General features: G+C 60.7%; 18 protein-coding genes. 16 read left to right on the forward strand and 2 right to left on the reverse strand.

Annotation, left to right across the window (positions count from 1 at the left end; genetic code table 11):
- The first annotated feature begins 12 nt into the window (after nt 1-12).
- Complete coding sequence (locus tag Q0V31_RS08240) at nt 13-543, forward strand: hypothetical protein (protein ID WP_298186698.1); 531 nt, start codon at nt 13-15, stop codon at nt 541-543.
- A gap of 97 nt (nt 544-640) precedes the next feature.
- Here Q0V31_RS08240 and aceF read toward each other — a convergent pair whose 3' ends face one another.
- Nucleotides 641-2,317: a dihydrolipoyllysine-residue acetyltransferase gene (gene aceF, locus Q0V31_RS08245; RefSeq protein ID WP_298186701.1), complete on the reverse strand. Its 1,677-nt coding sequence runs from the start codon at nt 2,315-2,317 to the stop codon at nt 641-643.
- A gap of 11 nt (nt 2,318-2,328) precedes the next feature.
- Entirely contained in the window at nt 2,329-4,974 is a 2,646-nt protein-coding gene (gene aceE, locus Q0V31_RS08250; protein WP_298186703.1) for a pyruvate dehydrogenase (acetyl-transferring), homodimeric type, read from the reverse strand.
- 266 nt (nt 4,975-5,240) lie between these two features.
- On the opposite strand from aceE, the gene glnE reads away from it, so the two are divergent.
- The 15 genes from glnE to Q0V31_RS08325 all read left to right on the forward strand — a co-directional run bounded on the left by glnE (nt 5,241) and on the right by Q0V31_RS08325 (nt 22,672).
- Nucleotides 5,241-8,186 carry a bifunctional [glutamate--ammonia ligase]-adenylyl-L-tyrosine phosphorylase/[glutamate--ammonia-ligase] adenylyltransferase gene (gene glnE, locus Q0V31_RS08255; RefSeq protein WP_298186705.1) on the forward strand — a complete coding sequence of 982 codons (2,946 nt, stop codon included), beginning with the start codon at nt 5,241-5,243 and terminating at the stop codon, nt 8,184-8,186.
- A 70-nt stretch (nt 8,187-8,256) separates the two neighbouring features.
- Nucleotides 8,257-9,180, forward strand: a complete 924-nt coding sequence (locus Q0V31_RS08260) for a branched-chain amino acid transaminase (protein WP_298186707.1) — start codon at nt 8,257-8,259, stop codon at nt 9,178-9,180.
- 110 nt (nt 9,181-9,290) lie between these two features.
- Nucleotides 9,291-10,325 carry a lipopolysaccharide heptosyltransferase II gene (gene waaF / locus Q0V31_RS08265; RefSeq protein WP_298186709.1) on the forward strand — a complete coding sequence of 345 codons (1,035 nt, stop codon included), beginning with the start codon at nt 9,291-9,293 and terminating at the stop codon, nt 10,323-10,325.
- A gap of 1 nt (nt 10,326) precedes the next feature.
- Nucleotides 10,327-11,328 carry a lipopolysaccharide heptosyltransferase I gene (gene waaC, locus Q0V31_RS08270; RefSeq protein WP_298186711.1) on the forward strand — a complete coding sequence of 334 codons (1,002 nt, stop codon included), beginning with the start codon at nt 10,327-10,329 and terminating at the stop codon, nt 11,326-11,328.
- Nucleotides 11,328-12,449 carry a glycosyltransferase family 4 protein gene (locus tag Q0V31_RS08275; protein WP_298186714.1) on the forward strand — a complete coding sequence of 374 codons (1,122 nt, stop codon included), beginning with the start codon at nt 11,328-11,330 and terminating at the stop codon, nt 12,447-12,449. The genes waaC and Q0V31_RS08275 overlap by 1 nt, the downstream gene beginning before the upstream one ends.
- Entirely contained in the window at nt 12,446-13,252 is an 807-nt protein-coding gene (rfaP, locus tag Q0V31_RS08280; protein WP_298186717.1) for a lipopolysaccharide core heptose(I) kinase RfaP, read from the forward strand. Before Q0V31_RS08275 ends, rfaP begins: the two co-directional genes overlap by 4 nt.
- Nucleotides 13,252-13,986 (forward strand): lipopolysaccharide kinase InaA family protein, encoded by a 735-nt coding sequence (locus Q0V31_RS08285; protein WP_298186719.1) that lies wholly within the window; start codon nt 13,252-13,254, stop codon nt 13,984-13,986. Before rfaP ends, Q0V31_RS08285 begins: the two co-directional genes overlap by 1 nt.
- A complete protein-coding gene (locus Q0V31_RS08290; RefSeq protein ID WP_298186723.1) occupies nt 13,983-14,726 on the forward strand; it encodes a lipopolysaccharide kinase InaA family protein in 744 nt (247 codons plus the stop codon). The genes Q0V31_RS08285 and Q0V31_RS08290 overlap by 4 nt, the downstream gene beginning before the upstream one ends.
- A complete protein-coding gene (locus Q0V31_RS08295; protein WP_298186726.1) occupies nt 14,726-16,186 on the forward strand; it encodes a lipopolysaccharide kinase InaA family protein in 1,461 nt (486 codons plus the stop codon). The genes Q0V31_RS08290 and Q0V31_RS08295 overlap by 1 nt, the downstream gene beginning before the upstream one ends.
- 13 nt (nt 16,187-16,199) lie before the next feature.
- The gene (locus tag Q0V31_RS08300) at nt 16,200-17,954 is read left to right on the forward strand and encodes a carbamoyltransferase (protein WP_298186729.1); all 1,755 of its coding nucleotides are present in this window, start codon (nt 16,200-16,202) and stop codon (nt 17,952-17,954) included.
- Entirely contained in the window at nt 17,941-19,071 is a 1,131-nt protein-coding gene (locus tag Q0V31_RS08305) for a glycosyltransferase (RefSeq protein WP_298186731.1), read from the forward strand. Before Q0V31_RS08300 ends, Q0V31_RS08305 begins: the two co-directional genes overlap by 14 nt.
- 54 nt (nt 19,072-19,125) lie before the next feature.
- Nucleotides 19,126-20,007 carry a DUF6625 family protein gene (locus Q0V31_RS08310; RefSeq protein WP_298186735.1) on the forward strand — a complete coding sequence of 294 codons (882 nt, stop codon included), beginning with the start codon at nt 19,126-19,128 and terminating at the stop codon, nt 20,005-20,007.
- Nucleotides 20,004-21,155, forward strand: a complete 1,152-nt coding sequence (locus Q0V31_RS08315) for a glycosyltransferase (protein ID WP_298186738.1) — start codon at nt 20,004-20,006, stop codon at nt 21,153-21,155. The genes Q0V31_RS08310 and Q0V31_RS08315 overlap by 4 nt, the downstream gene beginning before the upstream one ends.
- On the forward strand, nt 21,152-22,036 hold the full coding sequence (locus Q0V31_RS08320) for a glycosyltransferase (protein WP_298186742.1): 885 nt from the start codon (nt 21,152-21,154) through the stop codon (nt 22,034-22,036). The genes Q0V31_RS08315 and Q0V31_RS08320 overlap by 4 nt, the downstream gene beginning before the upstream one ends.
- Before the next feature lie 6 nt (nt 22,037-22,042).
- Nucleotides 22,043-22,672 carry a CatB-related O-acetyltransferase gene (locus Q0V31_RS08325; RefSeq protein ID WP_298186744.1) on the forward strand — a complete coding sequence of 210 codons (630 nt, stop codon included), beginning with the start codon at nt 22,043-22,045 and terminating at the stop codon, nt 22,670-22,672.
- Nucleotides 22,673-22,682: the final 10 nt, after the last annotated feature.

Below are 22,682 nucleotides of genomic sequence, written 5' to 3' on the forward strand. Positions count from 1 at the left end.
TAAGGGTGCATCATGCAATTGCGACTGACAAGAAAGCTAGTATCCGCTGCGCTGTTGAGCAGCTGCTTGGGCGTCTCGCCGGTATTTTCTGCTGAGCCAGGTGCCGGGTTGAGCAGCGCCGAGCAGGGCAATTATCTGCTTGAGCTTAAGCGTCTGTACCTGACGCAAAATGAGCGCCAGGCGCTGCTGGCGCACTGCAATGATTTGCTGAAAACCTATGCCCTGCGCGCGGCCTATCAGGTCGGTCGAGCGCAGCGCGAGGATCTGCTCTATCAGCTGCGCCTGGGCGAGTCCGGCGAACTGTTGCTGCGTGAGGAAATCCGTGGCCAGCAGGGCACTGATATTGCCGTGCGTAATCAGCGGGTGTCGGTGTTTGGCGTTGATCCCTTTGTACGTTACGAGTGCCCGAGTAGCGGCATCAGTTGTGTGCTGCACAACCCCAATGATGGCAGCCCGCTGCTGAGCATCGTGCGTGATCACCAGGGCGCGGCCGAGCTGGCCAAGGCCTTGAGTTTTCTGATCCGTAACCTGCAAAAGGGCTGAGTATGGTGCATTCATTCGGGCTGCCGCTGAGCTAAAAAAAACCCCGCCAAAAGGGCGGGGCTGAGGATACGAGCGTGGCGGCTCGAAAGTTGATGCGTTACAGCAGCATGGTGCGGATGTCGCCCAGTACGTCACCCAGGCGCTTGGTGAAGCGCGCCGCAGCGGCACCGTTGATCACCCGGTGATCGTAGGACAGCGACAGCGGCAACATCAGCTTGGGTTGGAAGGCTTTGCCATCCCAGACCGGCTGGATGGTTGCTTTGCTCACACCCAAAATCGCCACTTCCGGCGCGTTGACGATCGGCGTAAAGCCGGTACCGCCAATGTGCCCGAGACTGGAGATGGTGAAGCAGGCACCCTGCATGTCGTCAGCCGAGAGCTTCTTGTTGCGCGCTTTTTCCGCCAGTGCGGCGGCTTCGGCGGCCAGCTGTAGCAGGCTTTTTTGGTCGACGTTCTTGATCACGGGGACCAGCAAACCATCCGGGGTGTCCACGGCAAAGCCAATGTGCACGTACTTCTTGCGGATGATCGCCTTGCCGCTCGGTGCCAGCGAGCTGTTGAAGTCCGGCAGTTCCTTGAGCAGGAAGGCGCAGGCCTTGAGCAGCAGCGGCAGGACGGTGAGTTTCACCCCAGCCTTTTCCGCCACCGCTTTCTGCGCGACGCGGAAGGCTTCCAGCTCGGTGATGTCAGCCGTATCAAACTGAGTCACGTGCGGCACGTTGAGCCAGCTGCGATGCAGGTTGTTGGCACCGACCTGCATCAGGCGGGTCATGGCCACTTCTTCGATTTCACCAAACTTGCTGAAGTCGATGGTCGGAATTGGCGGGATGCCTGCGCCACCGGTTGCACCGGCGGCCGGAGCTTCCTTGGCCTTCTGCATCATCGCCTTGACGTAGGCCTGTACGTCCTCTTTGAGCACGCGGCCTTTTGGTCCGCTACCCGCTACAGCCGTTAGCTCGACACCAAACTCGCGAGCGAGCAGACGTACGGCCGGGCCAGCATGCACCTTGGCACCGTCGCGCTTAGGCATGGCCGCAACATTGGCCGCTGCCGCCGAAAGCGAGGCAATCGCGCTGACTTCTGCGGCAATCGCGGGGTTAGCCCCCGCCGGTACTTTATGCACATCGCTGGCGGCAGCAGGGGCAGCCGCTGGCGCTGCAGCGCTTGGCGCCGCTGCCGGAGCAGCACCTGCGACTTTCAGCTTGAGGATCAGGTCGCCGGTGCCAACATCGGCATCCAGCTGCACGGCGATGCTTTCCACCACGCCGGCAGCCGGCGAAGGGATTTCCATGCTCGCCTTGTCTGACTCCAGGGTGATCAGCGACTGGTCGACTTCGACCGTATCACCGACCTTGACCAGAACCTCGATAACCTTGGCTTTAGCGTCCGAGCCGATGTCTGGCACGTGGATATCTTCCACGCTGCTGCTGGCTGGAGCGGCTGCAGCCGGTGCAGGCGCAGCTTCGGCTGCAGGTGCAGCAGCGGCTTTTGGCGCTTCGCTTGGTGCGGCTGCGGCAGCCTCAGGTGCGGCGGCTGCAGCACCTTCGACTTCCAGCTCGAGCAGCTCGTCGCCTTCTTTCAGGCGATCACCGAGCTTCACTTTCAGGCTTTTCACCACACCGGCTTTCGGCGCGGGAATTTCCATGCTGGCCTTGTCCGACTCGAGGGTCAGCACGCTTTGATCAGCTTCGATGCGATCGCCAACCTTGACGAACAGCTCGATCACTTCACCCTCACCGCCACCGATGTCGGGTACGCGAATCAATTCACTCATCGTTTCGCTCCTTAGCAGTCCAGTGGGTTGGGTTTTTCCGCGTTGATGCCGAACCGGACTATGGCCTCGGCCACCACCTTAGGTTCGATATCACCACGGTCGGCAAGGGCTTCTAGGGCAGCCAGCACGACCCAGTTGCGGTCCACTTCGAAGAAGTGGCGCAGCTTCTTGCGGCTGTCGCTGCGGCCGAAGCCGTCGGTGCCCAGGACTTTGAATTCCTTGCTCGGTACCCACTGGCGAATCTGTTCGGCGAACAGCTTCATGTAGTCGGTAGAGGCAATCACCGGGCCCTTGCGGCCGCTCAGGCACTCTTCGACGTAGCTCTGCTTGGGCTTCTGGCCCGGATGCAGACGGTTGCTGCGTTCCACCGCCAGACCGTCGCGGCGCAGTTCGTTGAAGCTGGTGACGCTCCAGACGTCTGCGGCGACGTTGAACTCGTCACGCAGGATCTTCGCCGCCTCGCGTACTTCACGCAGGATGGTGCCGGAGCCGAGGAGCTGCACGTGATGCGCGGCTTCCTTCTTGTCCTCTTCGAGCAGGTACATGCCCTTGATGATGCCGTCCTCGACACCGGCCGGCATGGCTGGCTGCTGGTAGGACTCGTTCATCACGGTGATGTAGTAGAAGACGTCCTGTTGCAGCTCGGTCATCTTGCGCATGCCGTCCTGAATGATCACCGCCAGCTCGTAGCCGTAGGTCGGATCATAGGTGCGGCAGTTGGGGATGGTTGCTGCCAGGATGTGGCTGTGGCCGTCTTCGTGCTGCAGGCCTTCGCCGTTCAGCGTGGTACGGCCGGCGGTGCCGCCGATCAGGAAACCACGGGTACGGCTGTCGCCAGCGGCCCAGGCCAGGTCACCAATACGCTGGAAACCGAACATCGAGTAGAAGATGTAGAACGGCAGCATCGGCTGGTTGTGGCTGGAGTACGAGGTGCCGGCGGCGATGAACGAGCTCATCGCGCCCGCTTCGTTGATGCCTTCTTCGAGAATCTGGCCCTTCTTGTCCTCGCGGTAGAACATTACCTGGTCTTTATCCACCGGCTCATACAGCTGGCCGACCGAGGAGTAGATGCCGAGCTGGCGGAACATGCCTTCCATGCCGAAGGTGCGTGCTTCGTCCGGGATGATCGGGACGATGCGCGAGCCGATGTCCTTGTCCTTGACCAGCTGCGCGAGGATGCGCACGAAGGCCATGGTGGTGGAGATTTCACGGTCGCCCGAGCCATCGAGAATGGCTTTGAGGGTTTCCAGCGGCGGCGTCGGGATGCTGAAGCTCTTGGCCCGGCGCTGAGGCACAAAACCACCCAGGGCCGCGCGGCGCTCGCTCAGGTAACGCGCTTCGGCGCTGCCTTCTTCCGGCTTAATGAACGGCAGGTTTTCCAGCTCGTCATCTTTGACCGGGATGTCGAAGCGGTCGCGGAAGTGCTTGAGGCTGTCGACGTCGACTTTCTTGGTGTTGTGTGCGGTGTTTTTCGCTTCGCCGGCGCCGGTGCCATAACCTTTAACGGTCTTGGCCAGAATCACGGTCGGCTGGTTTTTGTGGTTCACCGCCTGGTGGTACGCCGCATACATCTTGTACGGGTCGTGGCCGCCACGGTTGAGTTTCCAGATCTCGTCATCGGACAGATCGGCCACCATCGCCTTGAGTTCCGGCGAATTGAAGAAGTGCTCACGGACGAACGCGCCGTCCTTGGCCTTGTAGTTCTGGTACTCGCCGTCGATCACTTCGTCCATCCGGCGCTGCAGGATACCGTCGACGTCTTTGGCCAGCAGTGGGTCCCAGAAACGGCCCCAGACCACCTTGTTGACGTTCCAGCCACCACCACGGAACACGCCTTCGAGTTCCTGGATGATCTTGCCGTTGCCGCGTACTGGGCCGTCGAGGCGCTGCAGGTTGCAGTTGATGACGAAGATCAGGTTGTCCAGCTTCTCGCGGCCAGCCAGGGAGATTGCACCGAGGGATTCCGGCTCGTCGCACTCGCCGTCGCCCATAAAGCACCAGACTTTCTGCTTGCCGGCCGGGATAAAGCCGCGCGCTTCCAGGTACTTCATAAAGCGCGCCTGGTAGATCGCCTGGATCGGGCCGAGGCCCATGGACACAGTCGGGAACTGCCAGAAGTCCGGCATCAGCCACGGGTGTGGGTAGGACGACAGGCCTTGACCATCGACTTCCTGGCGGAAGTTGTTCATCTGGTCTTCAGTGATGCGACCTTCCATAAAGGCGCGGGCATAAATCCCCGGTGAGGCGTGGCCCTGGTAGAAGATCAGGTCGCCGCCATGCTCCTCGGTCGGTGCCTGGAAGAAATAGTTGAAACCGATGTCGTACAGCGTCGCCGAGGAGGCGAAGCTGGAAATGTGGCCACCCAGATCGGAATCTTTCAGGTTGGTGCGCATGACCATCGCCAAGGCGTTCCAGCGCACCAACGAGCGAATGCGGCGTTCCATAAACAGGTCGCCAGGCATGCGTGCTTCGTGGGTCAGCGGGATCGTGTTGCGATAGGGCGTAGTGATGGCGTAGGGCAATTGCGAACCGCTGCGGGTCGCGAGTTCACCCATACGGGTCATCAGATAGTGGGCGCGGTCTTCGCCTTCTTTGTCGAGAACCGATTCCAGGGCGTCCAGCCATTCCTGGGTTTCGACGGGATCGAGGTCTTGCATGGCTTGCTCCAGGGCGGAAAGGCTTCCAGAATCGGAGGCCAGGTTTCGCGGACGACTTCGTGAGTGGCCGCGTGAATTCTTGGATTGACCGGGGGTAGGACCGGCTACGTGTAGTTTTACTACATTACGACGCCGATTTCAGCCTTTTGGATACAATCTTTGGTAGTAAAACTACAATTATTTTTCTGCCAGTGTTTGCCAGGCTCTAGAGTGGGTGTTTGCCATCTATGGTCGGGACGCTAGCAGTTCGCTAAAAAGGATAGACCATGAGCCTGCCCGCGCTGGCCTCTTTACCCGCCGCCCTCGCCCCGCTTGCGACACGTGCCGAGCAGTCCCTGCAGCAGGCTTGCGCGGGGCTCTGCGCTGAGGCTGCAGCGGCTTTCGCAGGTTGGCCGAGCGAGCGCCGCGTGGCCTTGCAGCGCGTGGCTGCCGCCAGCGATTTCGTCGTGCAGCAGGGCGAGCGCGACCCGCAGATGCTACTCGATCTGGCTGCCAGCGGTGAGCTGGAGCGCAGCCTCGCTGCTGGCGAGATGCGCGCTCAGCTAATTGCGGCCTTGGCTGAATGCGGCGATGAGGATGAGCTGGGGCGACGCTTGCGGCGCTTCCGTAATCGCCAGCAGGTGCGCATTATCTGGCGTGATATCAGTCGCCAGGCCGACCTGATCGAAACCTGCCGTGACCTGTCTGACCTGGCCGATGCCTGCATTGACCAGGCGTACTCCTGGCTCTATCCGCAGCACTGCGCGCAGTTCGGCACGCCGATGGGTCGCCGCTCTGGCGAGCCGCAGCATATGGTGATCCTTGGCATGGGCAAGCTGGGCGCGCATGAGCTCAACCTGTCGTCGGATATTGACCTGATCTTCGGCTTCCCCGAAGGCGGTGAGACTGAGGGTGTGAAGCGCCCGCTGGATAATCAGGAATTCTTTATCCGCCTCGGCCAGAAGCTGATCAAGGCGCTGGATGTGATCACCGTCGACGGCTTCGTTTTCCGCACCGATATGCGCCTGCGCCCTTACGGCTCCTCCGGTTCGCTGGTGTTCAGCTTCAATGCGCTGGAGCAGTACTACCAAGATCAAGGGCGCGACTGGGAGCGCTACGCGATGATCAAGGCGCGGGTGGTCGGCGGTGATCAGGCGGCCGGCGCACAGCTGCTGGAGATGCTGCGGCCCTTCGTTTATCGGCGTTATCTGGATTTCTCGGCGATTGAAGCGCTGCGCGCCATGAAACAGCTGATTCAGCAGGAAGTGCGGCGCAAGGGTATGGCCGAGAACATCAAGCTGGGTTCTGGCGGTATCCGTGAAGTGGAGTTTATTGCTCAGGCTTTCCAGCTGATTCATGGCGGGCGAGATCTCAGCCTGCAGCAGCGCTCGCTGTTTGCGGTGCTCAACACGTTGCGTGACCAGGGCTACCTGCCAAGCACTGTGACCGATGAGCTGCGCGATGGCTATGCCTTCCTGCGTTATGCCGAGCATGCCCTGCAAGCCATCGATGACCGGCAAACGCAGATGCTTCCGGACAACGATCAGGATCGCGCGCGGGTGGCCTTTATCATGGGCTTCGACAGCTGGTCGGCGTTTCACGAGCAGCTGATGCACTGGCGCGGGCGGGTCGATTGGCACTTCCGCCAGGTCATCGCTGACCCGGATGAGGAGGGCGGCGCGCCGGCTGAAGAGGCTGTGGGTGGCGAGTGGTTGCCGCTCTGGAACGATATGCAGGATGAAGAGGCTGCTTGCCGGCAGCTGGCTGAGGCCGGCTTCGTCGAGGCGCAAGCGGCCTGGCGGCGTTTGGCGGGGCTGCGCAATAGCAACCAGGTGCGCGCCATGCAGCGCCTTGGACGCGAGCGCCTGGATGCCTTTGTGCCACGGTTGCTGGCGCAAGCGGTGGAACACGCCAACCCCGATTTGGTGCTGGAGCGCGTGTTGCCGCTGATCGAGGCGGTGGCGCGGCGTTCGGCTTACCTGGTGTTGCTCACGGAAAACCCCAGTGCGCTGCAGCGGCTGCTGACCTTGTGCGCCGCCAGCCCGTGGATCGCCGAACAGATCAGCCGCTTCCCGCTGCTGCTGGATGAGCTGCTCAATGAGGGGCGCCTGTTCAGTCCGCCGCTGGCGCCTGAGCTGGCAGCGGAATTGCGCGAGCGGTTGATGCGTATTCCCGAAGAAGACCTTGAGCAGCAGATGGAGGCGCTGCGCCACTTCAAGCTGGCGCACCGCTTACGCGTGGCGGCCTCGGAAATTACCGGCACCTTGCCGCTGATGAAGGTCAGCGATTACCTGACCTGGCTGGCCGAGGCGATTCTTGAGCAGGTGCTGGCCCTGGCTTGGCACCATACGGTGAGTAAATACGGTGCGCCACGCCGCGCCGATGGTAGTGTCTGCGACCCGGATTTTGTCATTGTTGGCTATGGCAAGGTCGGCGGTATCGAGCTGGGCCACGGCTCGGATCTCGATCTGGTGTTCATTCATGACGGCGATTCGCAGGCCGAAACCGATGGCGAGAAGTCCATCGACGGCGCGCAATTCTTCAATCGTCTGGGTCAACGGATCATTCATCTGCTAACCACCCAGACCAACTCCGGTCAGCTGTATGAAGTAGACATGCGCCTGCGCCCTTCGGGGGCGGCAGGCCTGCTGGTCAGCTCGCTGGGCGCTTTTGAGCGCTATCAGCAGGGCGAGGCCTGGACCTGGGAACACCAGGCGTTGGTGCGTGCGCGGGTACTGGTGGGCTGTGCGCGGGTTGGCAAGGCGTTTGAGGCGGTGCGCGCCGGTGTATTGGGGCGTGAGCGTGACCTGGACGCGCTGCGTGGTGAGGTCAGCGAGATGCGCGCGAAGATGCGCGACAACCTCGGCAGTAAGGCCACGGCGGCCGGAACGGCGAGCAATGCCTTCGAGGCTGCGGCCCCGTTCGACCTCAAGCAGGACGCCGGAGGTATCGTCGATATTGAATTTATGGTGCAATACGCGGCCCTGGCCTGGTCGCGTCAGTACCCGGAATTGCTTGAGTTCACTGACAATATTCGCATTCTGGAAAGGCTGGAGCGGGTTGGTCTGTTGCCGGGCGAAGATGCCCGCTTACTGCAAGATATCTACAAGGCTTACCGCTCAGCGGCGCATCGTCAGGCCCTGCAAAAGCAGCCTGGGGTGGTGAGTGGTGAACAGTTTGCCGAGGAACGGCGCACGGTGATGCGCATCTGGCAAGCGCTTGGTTTGAACTGAAGATCAGAATGTCGGGCACTTCGGGTGGCCGGCCAATGTGGTACCAAACGAATATGAGGAGCAGGCAACTATGTCGATGGCCGATCGTGATGGCGTGATCTGGTATGACGGTGAGCTGGTGCCGTGGCGCAACGCAACCACCCACGTGCTGACCCATACCCTGCACTACGGCATGGGCGTGTTCGAGGGCGTGCGCGCCTACAACACCCCGCAAGGCACGGCGATCTTCCGTTTGCAAGCGCACACCGACCGCCTGTTCGACTCGGCCCACATCATGGGCATGAAGATTCCGTACAGCAAAGACGAGATCAACGAAGCCACCCGCGCCGCCGTGCGTGAGAACAACCTGGAAAGCGCCTATATCCGCCCGATGGTGTTCTACGGATCTGAAGCCATGGGCCTGCGTGCCAGCGGTTTGAAAACCCAGGTAATAGTCGCGGCCTGGAACTGGGGTGCCTACATGGGCGACGAAGCCCTGCAGGTTGGCATCAAGGTGCGCACCAGCTCCTTTACCCGTCACCACGTCAACATCTCCATGACCCGCGCCAAGGCCAACGGCAACTACATCAACTCGATGCTGGCCTTGCAGGAAGCCATCTCCGGTGGTGCCGACGAGGCCATGCTGCTGGATACCGAAGGCTATGTGGCCGAAGGTTCGGGTGAGAACATCTTCCTGGTGCGCAATGGCGTGATCTATACCCCGGAAGTGACCTCCTGCCTGAATGGCATCACCCGTAACACCATTCTGACCCTGGCCGCCGAGCACGGCATTCAGGTCATCGAGAAGCGCATCACCCGTGATGAGGTGTACATCGCCGACGAAGCCTTCTTCACCGGCACCGCCGCGGAAGTCACGCCGATTCGTGAGGTCGATGGCCGACAGATTGGTGAGGGCCGTCGTGGTCCGATTACCGAAACGTTGCAAACCGCATATTTCGATCTGGTCACCGGTAAAACCGCTGCCCACGCTGAATGGCGCACCCTGGTTAAATAAGCGGCTGTGACTGTCGTGCGGGGCTCCGTGCGGCAGTGAGGCTAGGCTGTTAGCCGCGTGTTGAGTCTGTCCGGGAGGCGAAAGCCTCCCCGGTCGTTTCTGGAATAGGCATGAAAATACTGATCGTAGGTCCCAGTTGGGTGGGTGACATGGTGATGGCGCAGACACTGTTTCAGTGCCTGCAGCAGCGCCACCCTGGCTGTGCAATCGATGTGTTGGCTCCCGAGTGGAGTCGGCCGATTCTTGAGCGCATGCCCGAGGTGCGTCAGGCCCTGAGTTTTCCGCTCGGCCATGGCGTGCTGGAGCTGGCGACGCGGCGTAAGATCGGCAAATCCCTGGCCGGCCAGTACGATCAGGCGATTCTGCTGCCCAATTCGTTGAAGTCCGCGCTGGTGCCATTCTTTGCCGGTATTCCCAAGCGTACCGGTTGGAAAGGCGAGCTGCGTTACGGTCTGCTCAATGACCTGCGTATTCTGGATAAACAGCGCTACCCGCTGATGATCGAGCGCTTTATGGCGCTGGCGTTTGAGCCGGGCGACGCGTTGCCGCAACCCTATCCGCGTCCGGCCCTGCAGATTGACCCGCAAAGCCGTGAGGCGGCGCTGCGCAAGTTCGGCCTGAGCCTGGACCGTCCGGTGCTGGCGCTGTGCCCGGGTGCCGAGTTCGGCGAGGCCAAGCGCTGGCCGAGCGAGCATTATGCGAAAGTCGCCGAGATCAAGATTCGTGCGGGTTGGCAGGTGTGGTTGTTTGGCTCGAAGAGCGACCATGGTGTTGGCGAAGATATTCGCAGTCGCCTGATCCCAGGGCTGCGTGAAGAGGCCAGTAATCTGGCCGGTGAGACTGCGCTGGCCGAGGCGATTGATCTGCTGTCCTGTGCCAATGCTGTGGTGTCCAACGACTCCGGGCTGATGCATGTGGCCGCGGCGCTGAACCGTCCGCTGGTGGCTGTCTATGGCTCGACCTCGCCGGCGTTCACTCCGCCGCTGGCCGAGCAGGTAGAGGTCGTGCGTCTCGGGCTGGAGTGCAGCCCGTGCTTCGACCGCACGTGTCGCTTCGGGCATTACAACTGCCTGGGTCAGCTCAAGCCGCGTGCGGTGATCGAGGCGCTGGAGCGTCTGGTCGGTGATCCGGTCGAGGTGGAATAGGTTGCGGGTTCTGTTGATTAAAACGTCCTCGCTGGGCGATGTGGTGCACACCTTGCCGGCGCTCACCGATGCCGCGCGGGCGATTCCCGGTATCCAGTTCGACTGGGTGGTGGAGGAGGGTTTCGCGGAAATTCCCGCCTGGCACCCGGCCGTGGTTCAGGTGATTCCGGTGGCCATCCGCCGTTGGCGCAAGCACCTCTGGCAAACCCTGAAAAGTGGCGAGTGGCAGCGCTTCAAGCAACGCTTGGGCGAGACCCGTTATGATTTGGTGATCGACGCTCAAGGCTTGCTGAAAAGTGCCTGGCTGACCCGCTATGTCAACGCGCCAGTGGCCGGCCTGGATCGCGACTCGGCGCGTGAGCCACTGGCCAGTCGTTTTTATGACCGACGTTATAGCGTGCCGCGCGAGCAGCATGCGCTTGAGCGCACCCGTCAGCTCTTTGCCCAGGCACTGGGTTATGCGCTGCCAGTCGGGCTCGGTGATTACGGCCTCAACCGCGCGCAATTGGCCGCCGCTCACGCTCAGCCTTATGTGTTGTTCCTGCATGGCACCACTTGGGCCAGCAAGCATTGGCCGGAGGCTCACTGGCGTGAGTTGGCTGAGCAGATGAGTGCGCAAGGTTGGGCGGTGCGCCTGCCGTGGGGCAATGACAGCGAGAAAGCCCGTGCTGAGCGGATTGCTGAGGGGATTGAACACGCCGCCGTGTTGCCCAAGTTGAATTTGGCCGGTGTGGCCAAGGTGATCGCCGGAGCCAGCGCCTGTGTGGCGGTGGATACCGGCTTGGGTCACCTGGCGGCCGCGCTGGATGTGCCGAGCATCTCCCTGTACGGCCCGACACTGCCGGGGCGAGTGGGGGCCTATGGTCGCGGTCAGGTGCACCTCTGTGCCACGGGCCCGCATGCGGGCAGTGGTGATCGCCATACATTCTGTTTCGAGGGGCTGGATGCCGAGCGCGTCGCCACCGAACTTAAGGCCCTGTTGCTGGCCGAGGAAGTTGTCTGATGCAACTGGCTTTTATCCTTTACAAATACTTTCCCTTCGGTGGCCTGCAGCGCGATTTTATGCGCATTGCTCTGGAGTGCCAGGCGCGTGGTCATGCCATTCGCGTCTACACGCCAATCTGGGAAGGCGAAGTGCCGGCCGGTTTTGAGGTGGTGGTGGTGCCGGTCAAGGCGCTGTTCAATCACAAGCGCAATGAAAAGCTCACCGCCTGGGTCGACGCCGACCTGGCCAAGCGCCCGGTAGATCGAGTTGTTGGCTTCAACAAAATGCCGGGTCTGGATGTCTACTACGCTGCCGATGGTTGCTACGAAGACAAGGCGCAGACCCTGCGCAACCCGCTGTACAAGTATTGGGGGCGTTACAAACACTTTGCCGAGTATGAGCGCGCGGTGTTTGCCCCCGAGTCGAAGACTGAGATTCTGATGATCTCCGAAGTGCAGCAGCCGCTGTTTATCAAGCATTACCGCACCCCGCTGCAGCGCTTTCACCTGCTGCCCCCGGGCATTGCCCAAGACCGCCGCGCGCCGGCCAATGCCGCCGAGATTCGTGCCGAATTCCGTGCCGAGTTCAAACTGGCCGACGACGATCTGCTGCTGGTGCAGATCGGCTCAGGCTTCAAGACCAAGGGGTTGGACCGCAGCATCAAGGCGTTGGCCGCCTTGCCCCGTGAGCTGAAGCAGCGTACCCGGCTGATTGCCATCGGCCAGGATGACCCGCGCGCATTCCAGTTGCAGGCCAAGGCCCTGGGCGTGTCTGAGCAGGTGCAGATTCTCAAGGGTCGCAGCGATATCCCACGCTTCCTGCTCGGTGCTGATCTGCTGATCCACCCGGCCTACAACGAAAACACCGGCACGGTGCTGCTCGAGGCGCTGGTGTCTGGCTTGCCGGTGCTGGTCACCGATGTTTGCGGCTATGCCCACTACATCGCCGAGGCGGATGCCGGGCGGGTACTCAGCGGGCCGTTCGAACAGGCGAAACTTGATCAGCTGCTCGCCGATATGCTCGCAGACGCCTCGCGCCGAGCGCTCTGGTCACGCAATGGTCTGGCGTACGCTGACCGCGCCGACCTGTATTCCATGCCGCAACATGCGGCCGATATCATTCTGGCGACGCGCTCATGAAGTTGGTCCTGGCTGAACCCTTTAAAAGCCTGTGGGCTGGTCGCGATGCATTTGCTGCCGTCGAGGCCCTGCAGGGGCAGGTCTATCGCGAGCTGGAAGGCCGCCGCACGTTGCGCACCGAAGTTGAGGGGCGTGGTTACTTCGTGAAAATTCATCGCGGCATCGGCTGGGGCGAGATCGTTAAAAATCTGCTGACTGCCAAGCTGCCGGTGCTCGGTGCGCGCCAGGAATGGCAGGCTATCGAGCGCTTACATGAAGCCGGCGTAGCGACCATGACCGCGGTGGCCTACGGCGAGCGCGGTGGTAATCCTGCGGCGCAGCACTCGTTTATCGTCACCGAAGAGTTGGCGCCGACCACCGACCTGGAACAACTGAGCCTGAACTGGGTGCAGCAGCCGCCTGAGCCACGCCTGAAGTGGGCGCTGATCAAGGAAGTGGCGAACATGGTCGGCAGCATGCACCGTGCGGGGGTCAACCACCGCGACTGCTACATCTGCCACTTTTTGCTGCACACCGATAAGCCGGTGACGGCGGATGATTTCCGCCTGTCAGTGATCGACCTGCACCGCGCTCAAGTGCGTCGCACGCTGCCGTTGCGCTGGCGCAATAAAGACCTGGCGGCGCTGTATTTTTCGGTGCTGGATATTGGTCTGAGCCGCCGCGATAAGCTGCGCTTCCTGCGTGATTATTTTCAACAGCCGTTGCGCCAGACGCTCAGTAACGAGCGCTCGCTGCTGGGCTGGCTGGAGCGCAAGGCGGACGCGCTGTATGCGCGCAAGCAGCGTTACGGGGATGCGCTCTGATGGCGGGTTGGACGCTGGATACGCAGTACCAAGCACTGGCTGAGGATTTTGGTAGCCTGGACGCGGTGTTTGCCTTGCAAGGTGAGCGCCTGACTAAAGACCCGCTGTCTGAAGTGATTCGCATCGAGCGCGCGGGCGTGCGCTATTACGTCAAGCGCTACTGGGGCGGTGGCAAAGGGTTGCGCCGTTATATCGGCCGCCCGCGGGTTAAGGCGGAGTGGCAGAACCTGAAGTACTTCGCCAAGTGGGGCGTGGCCACCGCGCCGATTGTCGCGTTCGGCCTGGAACGTCAGTTCGGCCGCTTTGCCCGTGGCGCGTTGATTACCCGCGAGATCAGCAATACCGAAGACCTGGGGTTGTTGGCCAATAACGATGATCCGCGCCTGCAGGAGCCTGGTTGGGTCGATACCGTCAGTCGTCAGCTGGCACGCGCCACGCGAATTTTGCATGAGCACCATTTCACCCATAACGACCTTAAATGGCGCAACTTGCTGGTCAATGAGCGGGTCGAGTTATTCCTCATCGATTGCCCGACAGGCACGTTCTGGTGGGGGCCTTTACTGCGCTATCGCATCATCAAGGACCTGGCTTGCCTGGATAAGGTTGCCAAGTACAAGTTGTCACGTACCCAGCGCTTACGGTTTTACCTGCAATACCGTGGGCGTAGCGCCTTGAATGCCGGCGACAAGCAGCGTATCCGGCGGATTGTGGGTTTTTTTGAGGGCCGTGAATGACCGACTTTATCGCGGTGCAGGATCGTACCTTGCTTGAACAGCACGGTCTTGCCAGTTTTGCTGCGCTGTGGGCACTGAAGCTCGTCGCTGTGGATGAGCCCAATACCGAGCGTGGCGGCTGGAGCAGCGTCTATCGCCTGGATTTGGGCGAGGCAGCGTTTTACCTCAAGCGGCAGAGCAACCACTTGACCCGCAGCCTGCTGCATCCCTTCGGTGAGCCGACCTTTGCTCGCGAGTTTCGTAATATTCAGCGCTATCAGTGCCTGGCTATTCCGGCGTTGCAGGCGGCGTTTTTCGCCCAGCGACGAGTCCGGGGCGAGCAGCGGGCGATTTTGCTAACGCGCGCGCTGGACGGCTGGTGCGATTTGGATAGCCTGCTGGCGGATTGGCCCGAGCGCAGCGAGGCACAGCGCACGGCTATTTTGCAGGCCTGTGGCACGCTGGCGCGGCAACTGCACGACGCCGGGCAAATGCACGGCTGCTTCTACCCCAAGCATATTTTCCTGCGCGAGACTTCTGGCTGTTTCGACGCGCAATTGATCGATCTGGAGAAAACCCGGCCGCTGCTGTTCGGTCGGCGTGATCGGATCAAGGATCTGGAACCCCTGTTGCGCCGCGCTAGCATCTGGAGTGAGGTCGAGGTGCGTGTGTTGCTGATGGCCTATCTCGGTGTGGGTGCTGAGCTCGACGCCTGGAGCAATCGCCTCGGCGCGCGCCGGCGCAACAAGGAGGCGCGTTGATGAGCCTGGCGAGGCTCGGTCAGGCTGGGCGTGCTCCGGCACTGCCGCTGACCCTTGAGCTGGCCGATGCCGCCGGTACAGCTGCGCTGACCTTGCAGCAGCTGTTGCGTGTCTTGCCCGGCCAGCGCTATGTCGCTCAGGCCGAGTGGCGCGGGCGTCCGGTGCTGGCCAAGCTGCTGGTCGGTAACAAGGCTGCCCGGCATTTTCAGCGTGAGCTGGCGGGTGCGCAGCTGCTGGCTGAACAGGGGCTGCCTACGCCGCAGTTACTCGCAGACGGCTTGCGCGAAGACGAGGGTGGCTGGCTGCTGTTTGAGTACCTCGACGGTGCCGAGAGTCTCTGGGACGCCTGGCGCGCAGTGGCCAACCAGCCGCTCTTGAGTGCCGATCAGCAGGCCGTGCTGGCAGATGCGCTGAGCAGCATCGCGCAGATGCATGCCAAGGGTTTGTGGCAGGCCGATCTGCACCTGGACAACCTGTTGCGGCACGACGGCCAGTTATGGGTGATCGATGGCGGCGGTGTGCAGGTTGAGGTGGCCGGGCAGCCGTTATCGCGCGCCAAGGTGCTGGAAAATCTTGGGGTGTTCTTCGCCCAGTTGCCCGCCGAGTTGACGCCCTTTATCGAAGAGCTGCTGGTGCATTACCTGCTGGCCAACGGCGAGCATGCCTTGCCGCTGGAGGCGCTGCTCAACGAGGTAAGCAAGGTGCGTAAATGGCGTGTGCGCGATTATCTGCGCAAAGTCGCCCGTGATTGCAGCTTGTTCGCCGCGAAAGTGGGGGGCTTTGGCTTGCGCGTGGTGCGCCGTGAGGATGAGCCAGGCTTGCTGCCGTTGCTGGCGAACCTGGATCAGCTCACCGAGCAAGGTCATATCTACAAAACCGGTGGCGCGGCCACGGTGGCGCGGGTCGAGCTGAGTGGGCGGCCCTTGGTGGTCAAACGCTACAACGTGAAGAGCGTCGCGCACTGGCTTAAGCGCTTTTGGCGGCCCAGTCGCGCCTGGCACAGCTGGGTCGAGGGCAACCGCTTGCAGTTGCTGAGCATTGCCACCCCGCAGCCGTTAGCCGTACTCGAGCAGCGCTGGTGCTGGCTACGTGGGCGCGCCTACCTGATTACCGAATACTGCGGCGGGCAGGATATAATCGCGCGCTTTAAGCATTATCACGACGGATCGCCCCCGGAAGCCGAGCTGTTGGCGCTGGATCGTTTGTTCGCCGCTTTGCTGCGCGAGCGCATCAGCCACGGTGACTTCAAAGGGCACAATCTGTTTTGGGATGCACAGCTGGGTTGTTGGTCGTTGATCGACCTCGACGCCATGCAGCAGCACCGCAGTGCGCGCAGTTTCGCTAGGGCCTATGCCCGCGACCGCGCCCGATTCCTGCGCAACTGGCCTGCCGATTCGGCGCTGTACCAGTTGCTCGACCAACGTATACCGCTGACGCCCGCCGTCGGCTCAGCAGACTAAAGAGGCAAAACCAGTGGCACTGACCATTCTCGGCCTGTCCGGCGCCCTCAGCCATGACCCTTCCGCCGCCCTGTATATCGACGGCAAGCTGATCGCCGCTGTCGAAGAAGAGCGCTTCGTGCGCGACAAGCACGCGAAAAATCGCATGCCCTATGAGTCGGCCAAGTTCTGCCTGGAGCAGGCTGGGATCAATCCGTCCGATGTTGATGTGGTGGCCATTCCGTTTGCCCCGATCAGCATTTTCGAGAAAGCGCGTTGGCAGTATGCCAAGCGCTATTGGTACGCCCCTGACCGTGCGCTCGATGCGATCCTCATGGGCAACCGCCGCTACAAGCGCTACTACAAGCACATTCAATGGTGCCTGCAGCAGCTCGGCTTCGACCTGAAGAAGATCAAGATCGAGCCGGTCGAGCACCACCTGGCCCACGCCGCCAGCGCTTACCACTGCTCGGGCTTTACCGAGAAGACCGCGATCCTCGGCATCGACGGCAAGGGCGAGTACGCCACCACCTTCTTTGGCTACGGCGAGAACGGCAAGATCCACAAGATCAAAGAGTTCTTTGACCCGGACTCGTTGGGCGGCCTCTATGGCGCGATCACCGAGTTCCTCGGTTTCGAGATGCTCGACGGCGAATTCAAAGTGATGGGCATGGCCCCTTACGGCGATGCCAGCAAGTACGATTTCTCGCGCCTGGCCAAATTTGAGAATGGCGAGCTGGTGATCAATACCGAGTACGCCAACGTCATCGGATTGCGCCGCTACAAAGAAAACGGCAAGGGCTTCTACTTCTCCAAGAAGCTGATCGAGTGGCTGGGGCCTAAGCGCGAAGGCGATATCGCCGACGACCCTTATATCCACTACGCCGCCAGCATGCAGGCGCTGTTCGAGAAGCTGGCGCTGCAGATGATGGAGCACTATCTCGGCGACATCATCCGTGAAACCGGCAAGATCGCCTTCGCCGGCGGCTGTGCGCTAAACGTTAAGCTCAACCAGAAGATCATTGCCCGCGATGACGTCAAAGAGCTGTTCGTGCAGCCGGCTTCTGGTGACGCTGGCACCGCCGTCGGTGCCGCAGCGTACATCTCGCACCAGCGCGGTGTGCCGGTGGAGAAAATGGAGCACGTCTACCTCGGCCCGTCCTACAGCAACGAAGACGTGATCGCCGCCTGCGCCCGCCATCCAAGCAAGCCGGTGTTCAAGCAGATCGACAACATGCCGCAGCGCATCGCCAAGATCATGGTCGACGCCAACCCGGTGGCCTGGTTCCAGGGCCGCATGGAGTTCGGCCCGCGCGCCCTCGGTGGTCGTTCGATCATCGGTTGCCCAAGCGTGCCGGGCGTGGCGGATCGGATCAACGAACAGATCAAGTTCCGCGAGCGCTGGAGGCCCTTCTGCCCGTCGATGCTCGACACCGTCGGCCCGCAAATGCTCAAGGTCGACCATCCGAGCCCGTTTATGACTTTCACCTTCGAGGTGAATGATGAGTGGAAGACCCGCGTTGGCGAAGTGGTGCACGAAGACGGCACCTCGCGCGCTCAGGTGCTCAAGCGCGAGTACAACCCGCGCTACTACGACATGATGCTGGAGTTGGAAAAACTCACCGGCAACGGCGTGTCGCTGAACACCTCGCTCAACCGCCGCGGCGAACCAATGATCTGCTCGCCGACCGACGCGCTGAACATGTTCTACGGCTCGGACCTGCAGTACCTGATCATGGAAGACATCCTGGTGGTCAAGGATGGCAAGGATTGGTATGACAACGTCTGAGGCGCCTGGAGCTGCTCAGTCGTGGATTTTGCAGTTCTGCCACGGCTACGATGGCCCCTTCCTCGATTGTGCGCGGCAGTACGCCGCGCTGTTTGCCGGCACCCGTTATAAGGTCTGCACGGTCTATCTGACCGGCAAGCCGAGCGCAGAGGTCGAGCAGGGCTCAGCTTCTGACGAGGTGATCTTTCTCGACTACTCCAGTCGCGATGTGCGTGGTCTCAAGCTCAAGGCGATTCGCGATATCAAGCGCATTGTCGCTGGGCATGATTTCAAGCTGTGTATCGCCCATCGTTTTAAGCCGGTGTATATCGCCTTACTGGGCAGTAGCTTGCCGGTGATCGGCGTGCACCATGCGTTTGGTGATTATCAACGCCTGTCGCGTCGGCTGTTTGCCAATGCCTTCAAGGGGCGTTTGGCGCTGCTCGGGGTGTCCGATGCGGTGCGCGATGACATGCGGGCTTGTTTGTCGGGCTGGCCGGCTGAGCGCATTCAGACCCTGTACAACCGCATCGATATCGCCGCGGTGCAGGCTGGGCAGGTTTCCCGCAGCGCCGCCCGCGAGCACCTCGGCTTGCCGCAGGATGCCTGGGTTGTCGGCAATGTTGGGCGCCTGCATCCAGACAAGGATCAGGCCACTCTGATCCATGGCTTTGCCCAGGCGCTACCGCAGCTGCCGCAGGGCAGTCTGTTGGTCATCATGGGCAGCGGCCGGCTGGAAACTGCGCTGAAAGCGCTCGCTGACGAGTTGGCAGTGACTGACTCGGTACGTTTTCTCGGTCAGGTTGCGGATGGCCGGCGTTACTTCAAAGCGTTCGATACCTTTGCTCTGACCTCCGATCACGAGCCCTTCGGCATGGTGCTGCTGGAGGCGATGGCGGCCGGTGTGCCGCTGATCGGTAGCGACTGCGGTGGTGGGCGTGAGGTGGTCGAGGGCGTCGGCGTATTGTTTCCGTTGGGCGATATACCCGCGCTGGCTGCCGCCATGCGCCACATGGCCGGGCTGGATGCTGAGCAGCGTGAGCTGTGTGCCTTGCTTATGTTGCAACGGCTCGAAGCCGGCTTCTCCGATCATGCCGTGCGTGAGGCGTTCTGGCGCCTCGGTCTGCTCGGCGGCTAACGGCAACACACAAAGCCACCGAGCCCCAAGGGCTTGGTGGGCGATAGGAGCGCTATGACGACGCAGCCAAGTATTTGTTTCGTAATTCCCTATTTCGGGCGCTGGCCTTTCTGGATGCCGTTTTTCCTCGAGAGCTGCCGGCGCAACCCAGATGTAGACTGGCTGCTGTTCAGTGACTGTGGCGTGCCGGTCGAGCTGCCGAGTAATGTGCGGATTGAAAGCATCAGTTACGCCGACTACTGCGCCTTGGTTGGCCAGCGTCTGGGCATTCCGTTTGCGCCGGAGAACGCCTACAAACTCTGCGATATCAAACCGGCGCTGGGCTTTATTCATCAGGATCGTCTGCAGGGCTATGATTTCTGGGCCTTCGGTGACATTGATCTGGTCTTCGGCCAGATACGCGATTACTTCACTGCCGAGCGTCTAGCGCGCTGTGACCTGTTCTCCACCCATGAGCGGCGAGTATCTGGGCATTTATGCCTGATTCGTAATGTGCCGCGCATGCGCGAAGCCTTTATGCGGATGCCGAACTGGCAGGCGCGTTTCTGCGATCAGCAGCATCATGCTCTGGACGAAGGCGCGTTCAGCCGGATTTTTCTCTGGCGCAAGAACTTCCCGCAGCCGTTGTTTCGCCTCGTTGGGCTGTTCAACCCGTGGCGCCGTCGCAGTGAGTTCGTCGAGGCGTTCAGTACGCCTTCGGGGTGTATTCCCTGGATCGATGGCAGCGCCGAGTTTCCGACCTGCTGGTATTGGCGCGAAGGGCGCTTGAGCAATGACCTTGATCAGGGCCGAGCGTTTCCCTATTTCCATTTCGTGGTGTGGAAGCGTGATGCCTGGCCCGCACTTGGCGAGCCATCAGCCGATACACTGCAAGCGTTGGCCAAGCAGCCGGAATGGCGGATCAGCTCACAGGGGTTTGCGCAGGAGAACCGATGAACAGGCGAATCAAGGTTTTACAGCTGCAGCCCGATTACAACGTTAAAGCGCATGACTTCGCCGACTTGGCCGAGCAGATCGTTAAGGCGTTGCCGAGCGAGCGTTATGACGTGGTCGCGGCATTCCTGCGTGGTAAGCCGCAGCCGGGCGAGCCGGTAAGTCGAGCCGCGCGCTCGGTGTATTTTGAGTTCGCCGATAAGCAACTTAAAGGACTGCGGTTGTGGGCGATGTGGCAGCTCTATCAGTTTTGTCGCGCCGAGCAATTCGATGTGGTGATCTGCAACCGCTTTAAGCCGGTCAATATGATGTTGCAGCTGAACCGCTGGTTAAAGGTGCCGCTGTGCATCGGTATTTCTCACGGCTTTGGCGAATACGACCGCTTTTACCGTCGCCGGCAAGCCAAGCGCTTGATCGACAAGGCCTGGCGCTTCGTCGGCGTATCGCCGGCAGTCAAGCAATACCTGCTGGACTGCGCGTGCGGATTTAGCGAGCGCAATACCGTGGCCATCACCAACGCCATCGATATCGAGCAGGCCGCCGCCTTGCAACATTCGCGCGAAGACGCTCGGCGCTTGCTGGGGCTTGACCCCAATGTGCGCCTGGTGGGGGCTCTTGGGCGTCTGGTGCCGGTTAAGGGGCATATCTACCTGCTCCAGGCGTTTGCCAGGCTCAAAGACCTTTACCCCCAGGTGCAACTGGTGATTATTGGTAAAGGTCGCGAAGAGTCGCGGCTGTTGGCTGAGGTAGAGCGGCTTGGCCTTGGTGGGCGGGTTCACCTGCTCGGCTTTCGTGAAAATGCGCTGCAGTATGTGCGCGCTTTTGATATCTGGACCATGCCGTCGCTGGCTGAAGGCCTAGGCTTGGCCTTGCTAGAGGGTATGAGTGGGCATTTGCCGGTAATCGCCTCGAATGTGCCGGCAATGCTGCCGCTGATCGAGGGCGCTGACGGATTGGCTGTGCCCCCGGCTGACGTTGATGCCTTGGCTCAGGCACTAGACAGTTATTTGCAGTTGAGCGATCAGCAGTTGCAGGCAAAAGGTGAGCAGGCCTATGCCTACTTGTGTGCCCACCACGATATCGAAACCTTCCGTCAGCAGTATCGGCAACTCATTGATGAGTCGCTGAGTCAGGCGAGTGCTTCCCAATGAGTCAAAATTCCGAGCTGGTCAGCGTCATCATCGCCTCATACAACCACGCGCCATATATTGAGGAGTGCATCCTCAGTGTGTTGGGGCAAACCTACCCGAATGTCGAGTTGTTGGTCGTGGACGATGGCTCCACCGATGACAGCGTTGAGCGTATTCGGCGCTTGCAGGCCGAGCATGGCTTCGACTTTCAGATCCAGAAAAACCAAGGGCTGACCCGGACGTTGAACTCGGCAATCGCTCGCGCCAAAGGTGAGTTGATTGTGCCGTTCGGCTCGGATGATGTGATGTTGCCCGAACGCCTGGCCAAGCAGGTGGCCTATATGGCGGATAAGCCTGAGGTAGGGATTTGTGCCGGCAATATCGAGCTGATCGATTCGCAGGGCGTGCTATTTCCCGAGGCCCGCCAGCGCCGTGATGTGCCGTTTCGGCGGATGGATTTCGATGATGTGTTTATGGAGCGTAAACCCTACGCACCCGCCACAACCCTGATGATCCGCAAACAGGCTTTGGCGGAAGTGGGCGGCTTTGATCCGGAGATTCGCCTGGAAGACCTGGCGATTGAGCTGAAGATCACCCATGCCGGTTACACCATCGATTGCTTGGGCGAGGTGTTGGCGCGGTACCGCAAACACGCCACTAACTCGTACAAGAACCATCGTTTTATGATCGACAGCATCCTGCGCATTTATGCCTTGTACCGCGATCATCCGCAGTATGAGTTTGTGCGCACGCGCTTTCTCAGCTCAATGTTTCTCAAGTGCTCCAATCGTGACCGTCAGTTGGCCCGCGAGTTGTTGGCGCAAATTCCGTTTAAACAGTGGTCGAAGAAAACCTGGCGTGGCTTGGCGCGCCTGTATTTCTCACCGTTGGAAAAGGGTTGATTCGCGATGGGGTTCTGGAAAAGATTCTTGGAAAACCGCGCCAAAAAACAGATTCGCCGGCTACCCAAGTTCGAGCGTGGTCCCGCTAGATTCCTGCAGCGCTATCCGCAGTATGAAATGGGTGTCGGCACCTACGGCGTGCCCGCCGTGCATGACTGGCAGGAAGGAACATCACTCAAAATCGGCAGCTACACATCAATTGCCATGAACGTGGAGATATTTCTGGGCGGTCACCACCGCACTGAATGGGTCAGTACTTACCCTTTTCCTGCTCTGATTTCTGAGGCATCCGGAATTAAAGGTTATGCAGTGAGTCGAGGGAATGTAGTGATTGGCAGCGATGTTTGGTTGTGCAGCAATGCGGTGATCCTGTCTGGCGTCACGGTTGGGCATGGCGCAGTGGTTGCTGCCGGGGCGGTGGTGAGTCGCGATGTGGCCCCTTACTCGATAGTGGCAGGTAATCCGGCACGGCATGTGCGCTGGCGTTTTCCACCTGAAGTCTGTGCGGCATTGCTTGAGACCGCTTGGTGGGAATGGCCAGAGCAGGAAGTGCGCAGCATCAGCCCACTGCTGTGCACTGACCAGTTTGATAACTTTCTGCAGTATGCACAGCGGCGTGCTGCGCAGCCGCTTTAGGTTGCATGCG

Origin of the sequence: uncultured Pseudomonas sp. (assembly GCF_943846705.1) — a bacterium.
Classification (GTDB): Bacteria; Pseudomonadota; Gammaproteobacteria; order Pseudomonadales; family Pseudomonadaceae; genus Aquipseudomonas.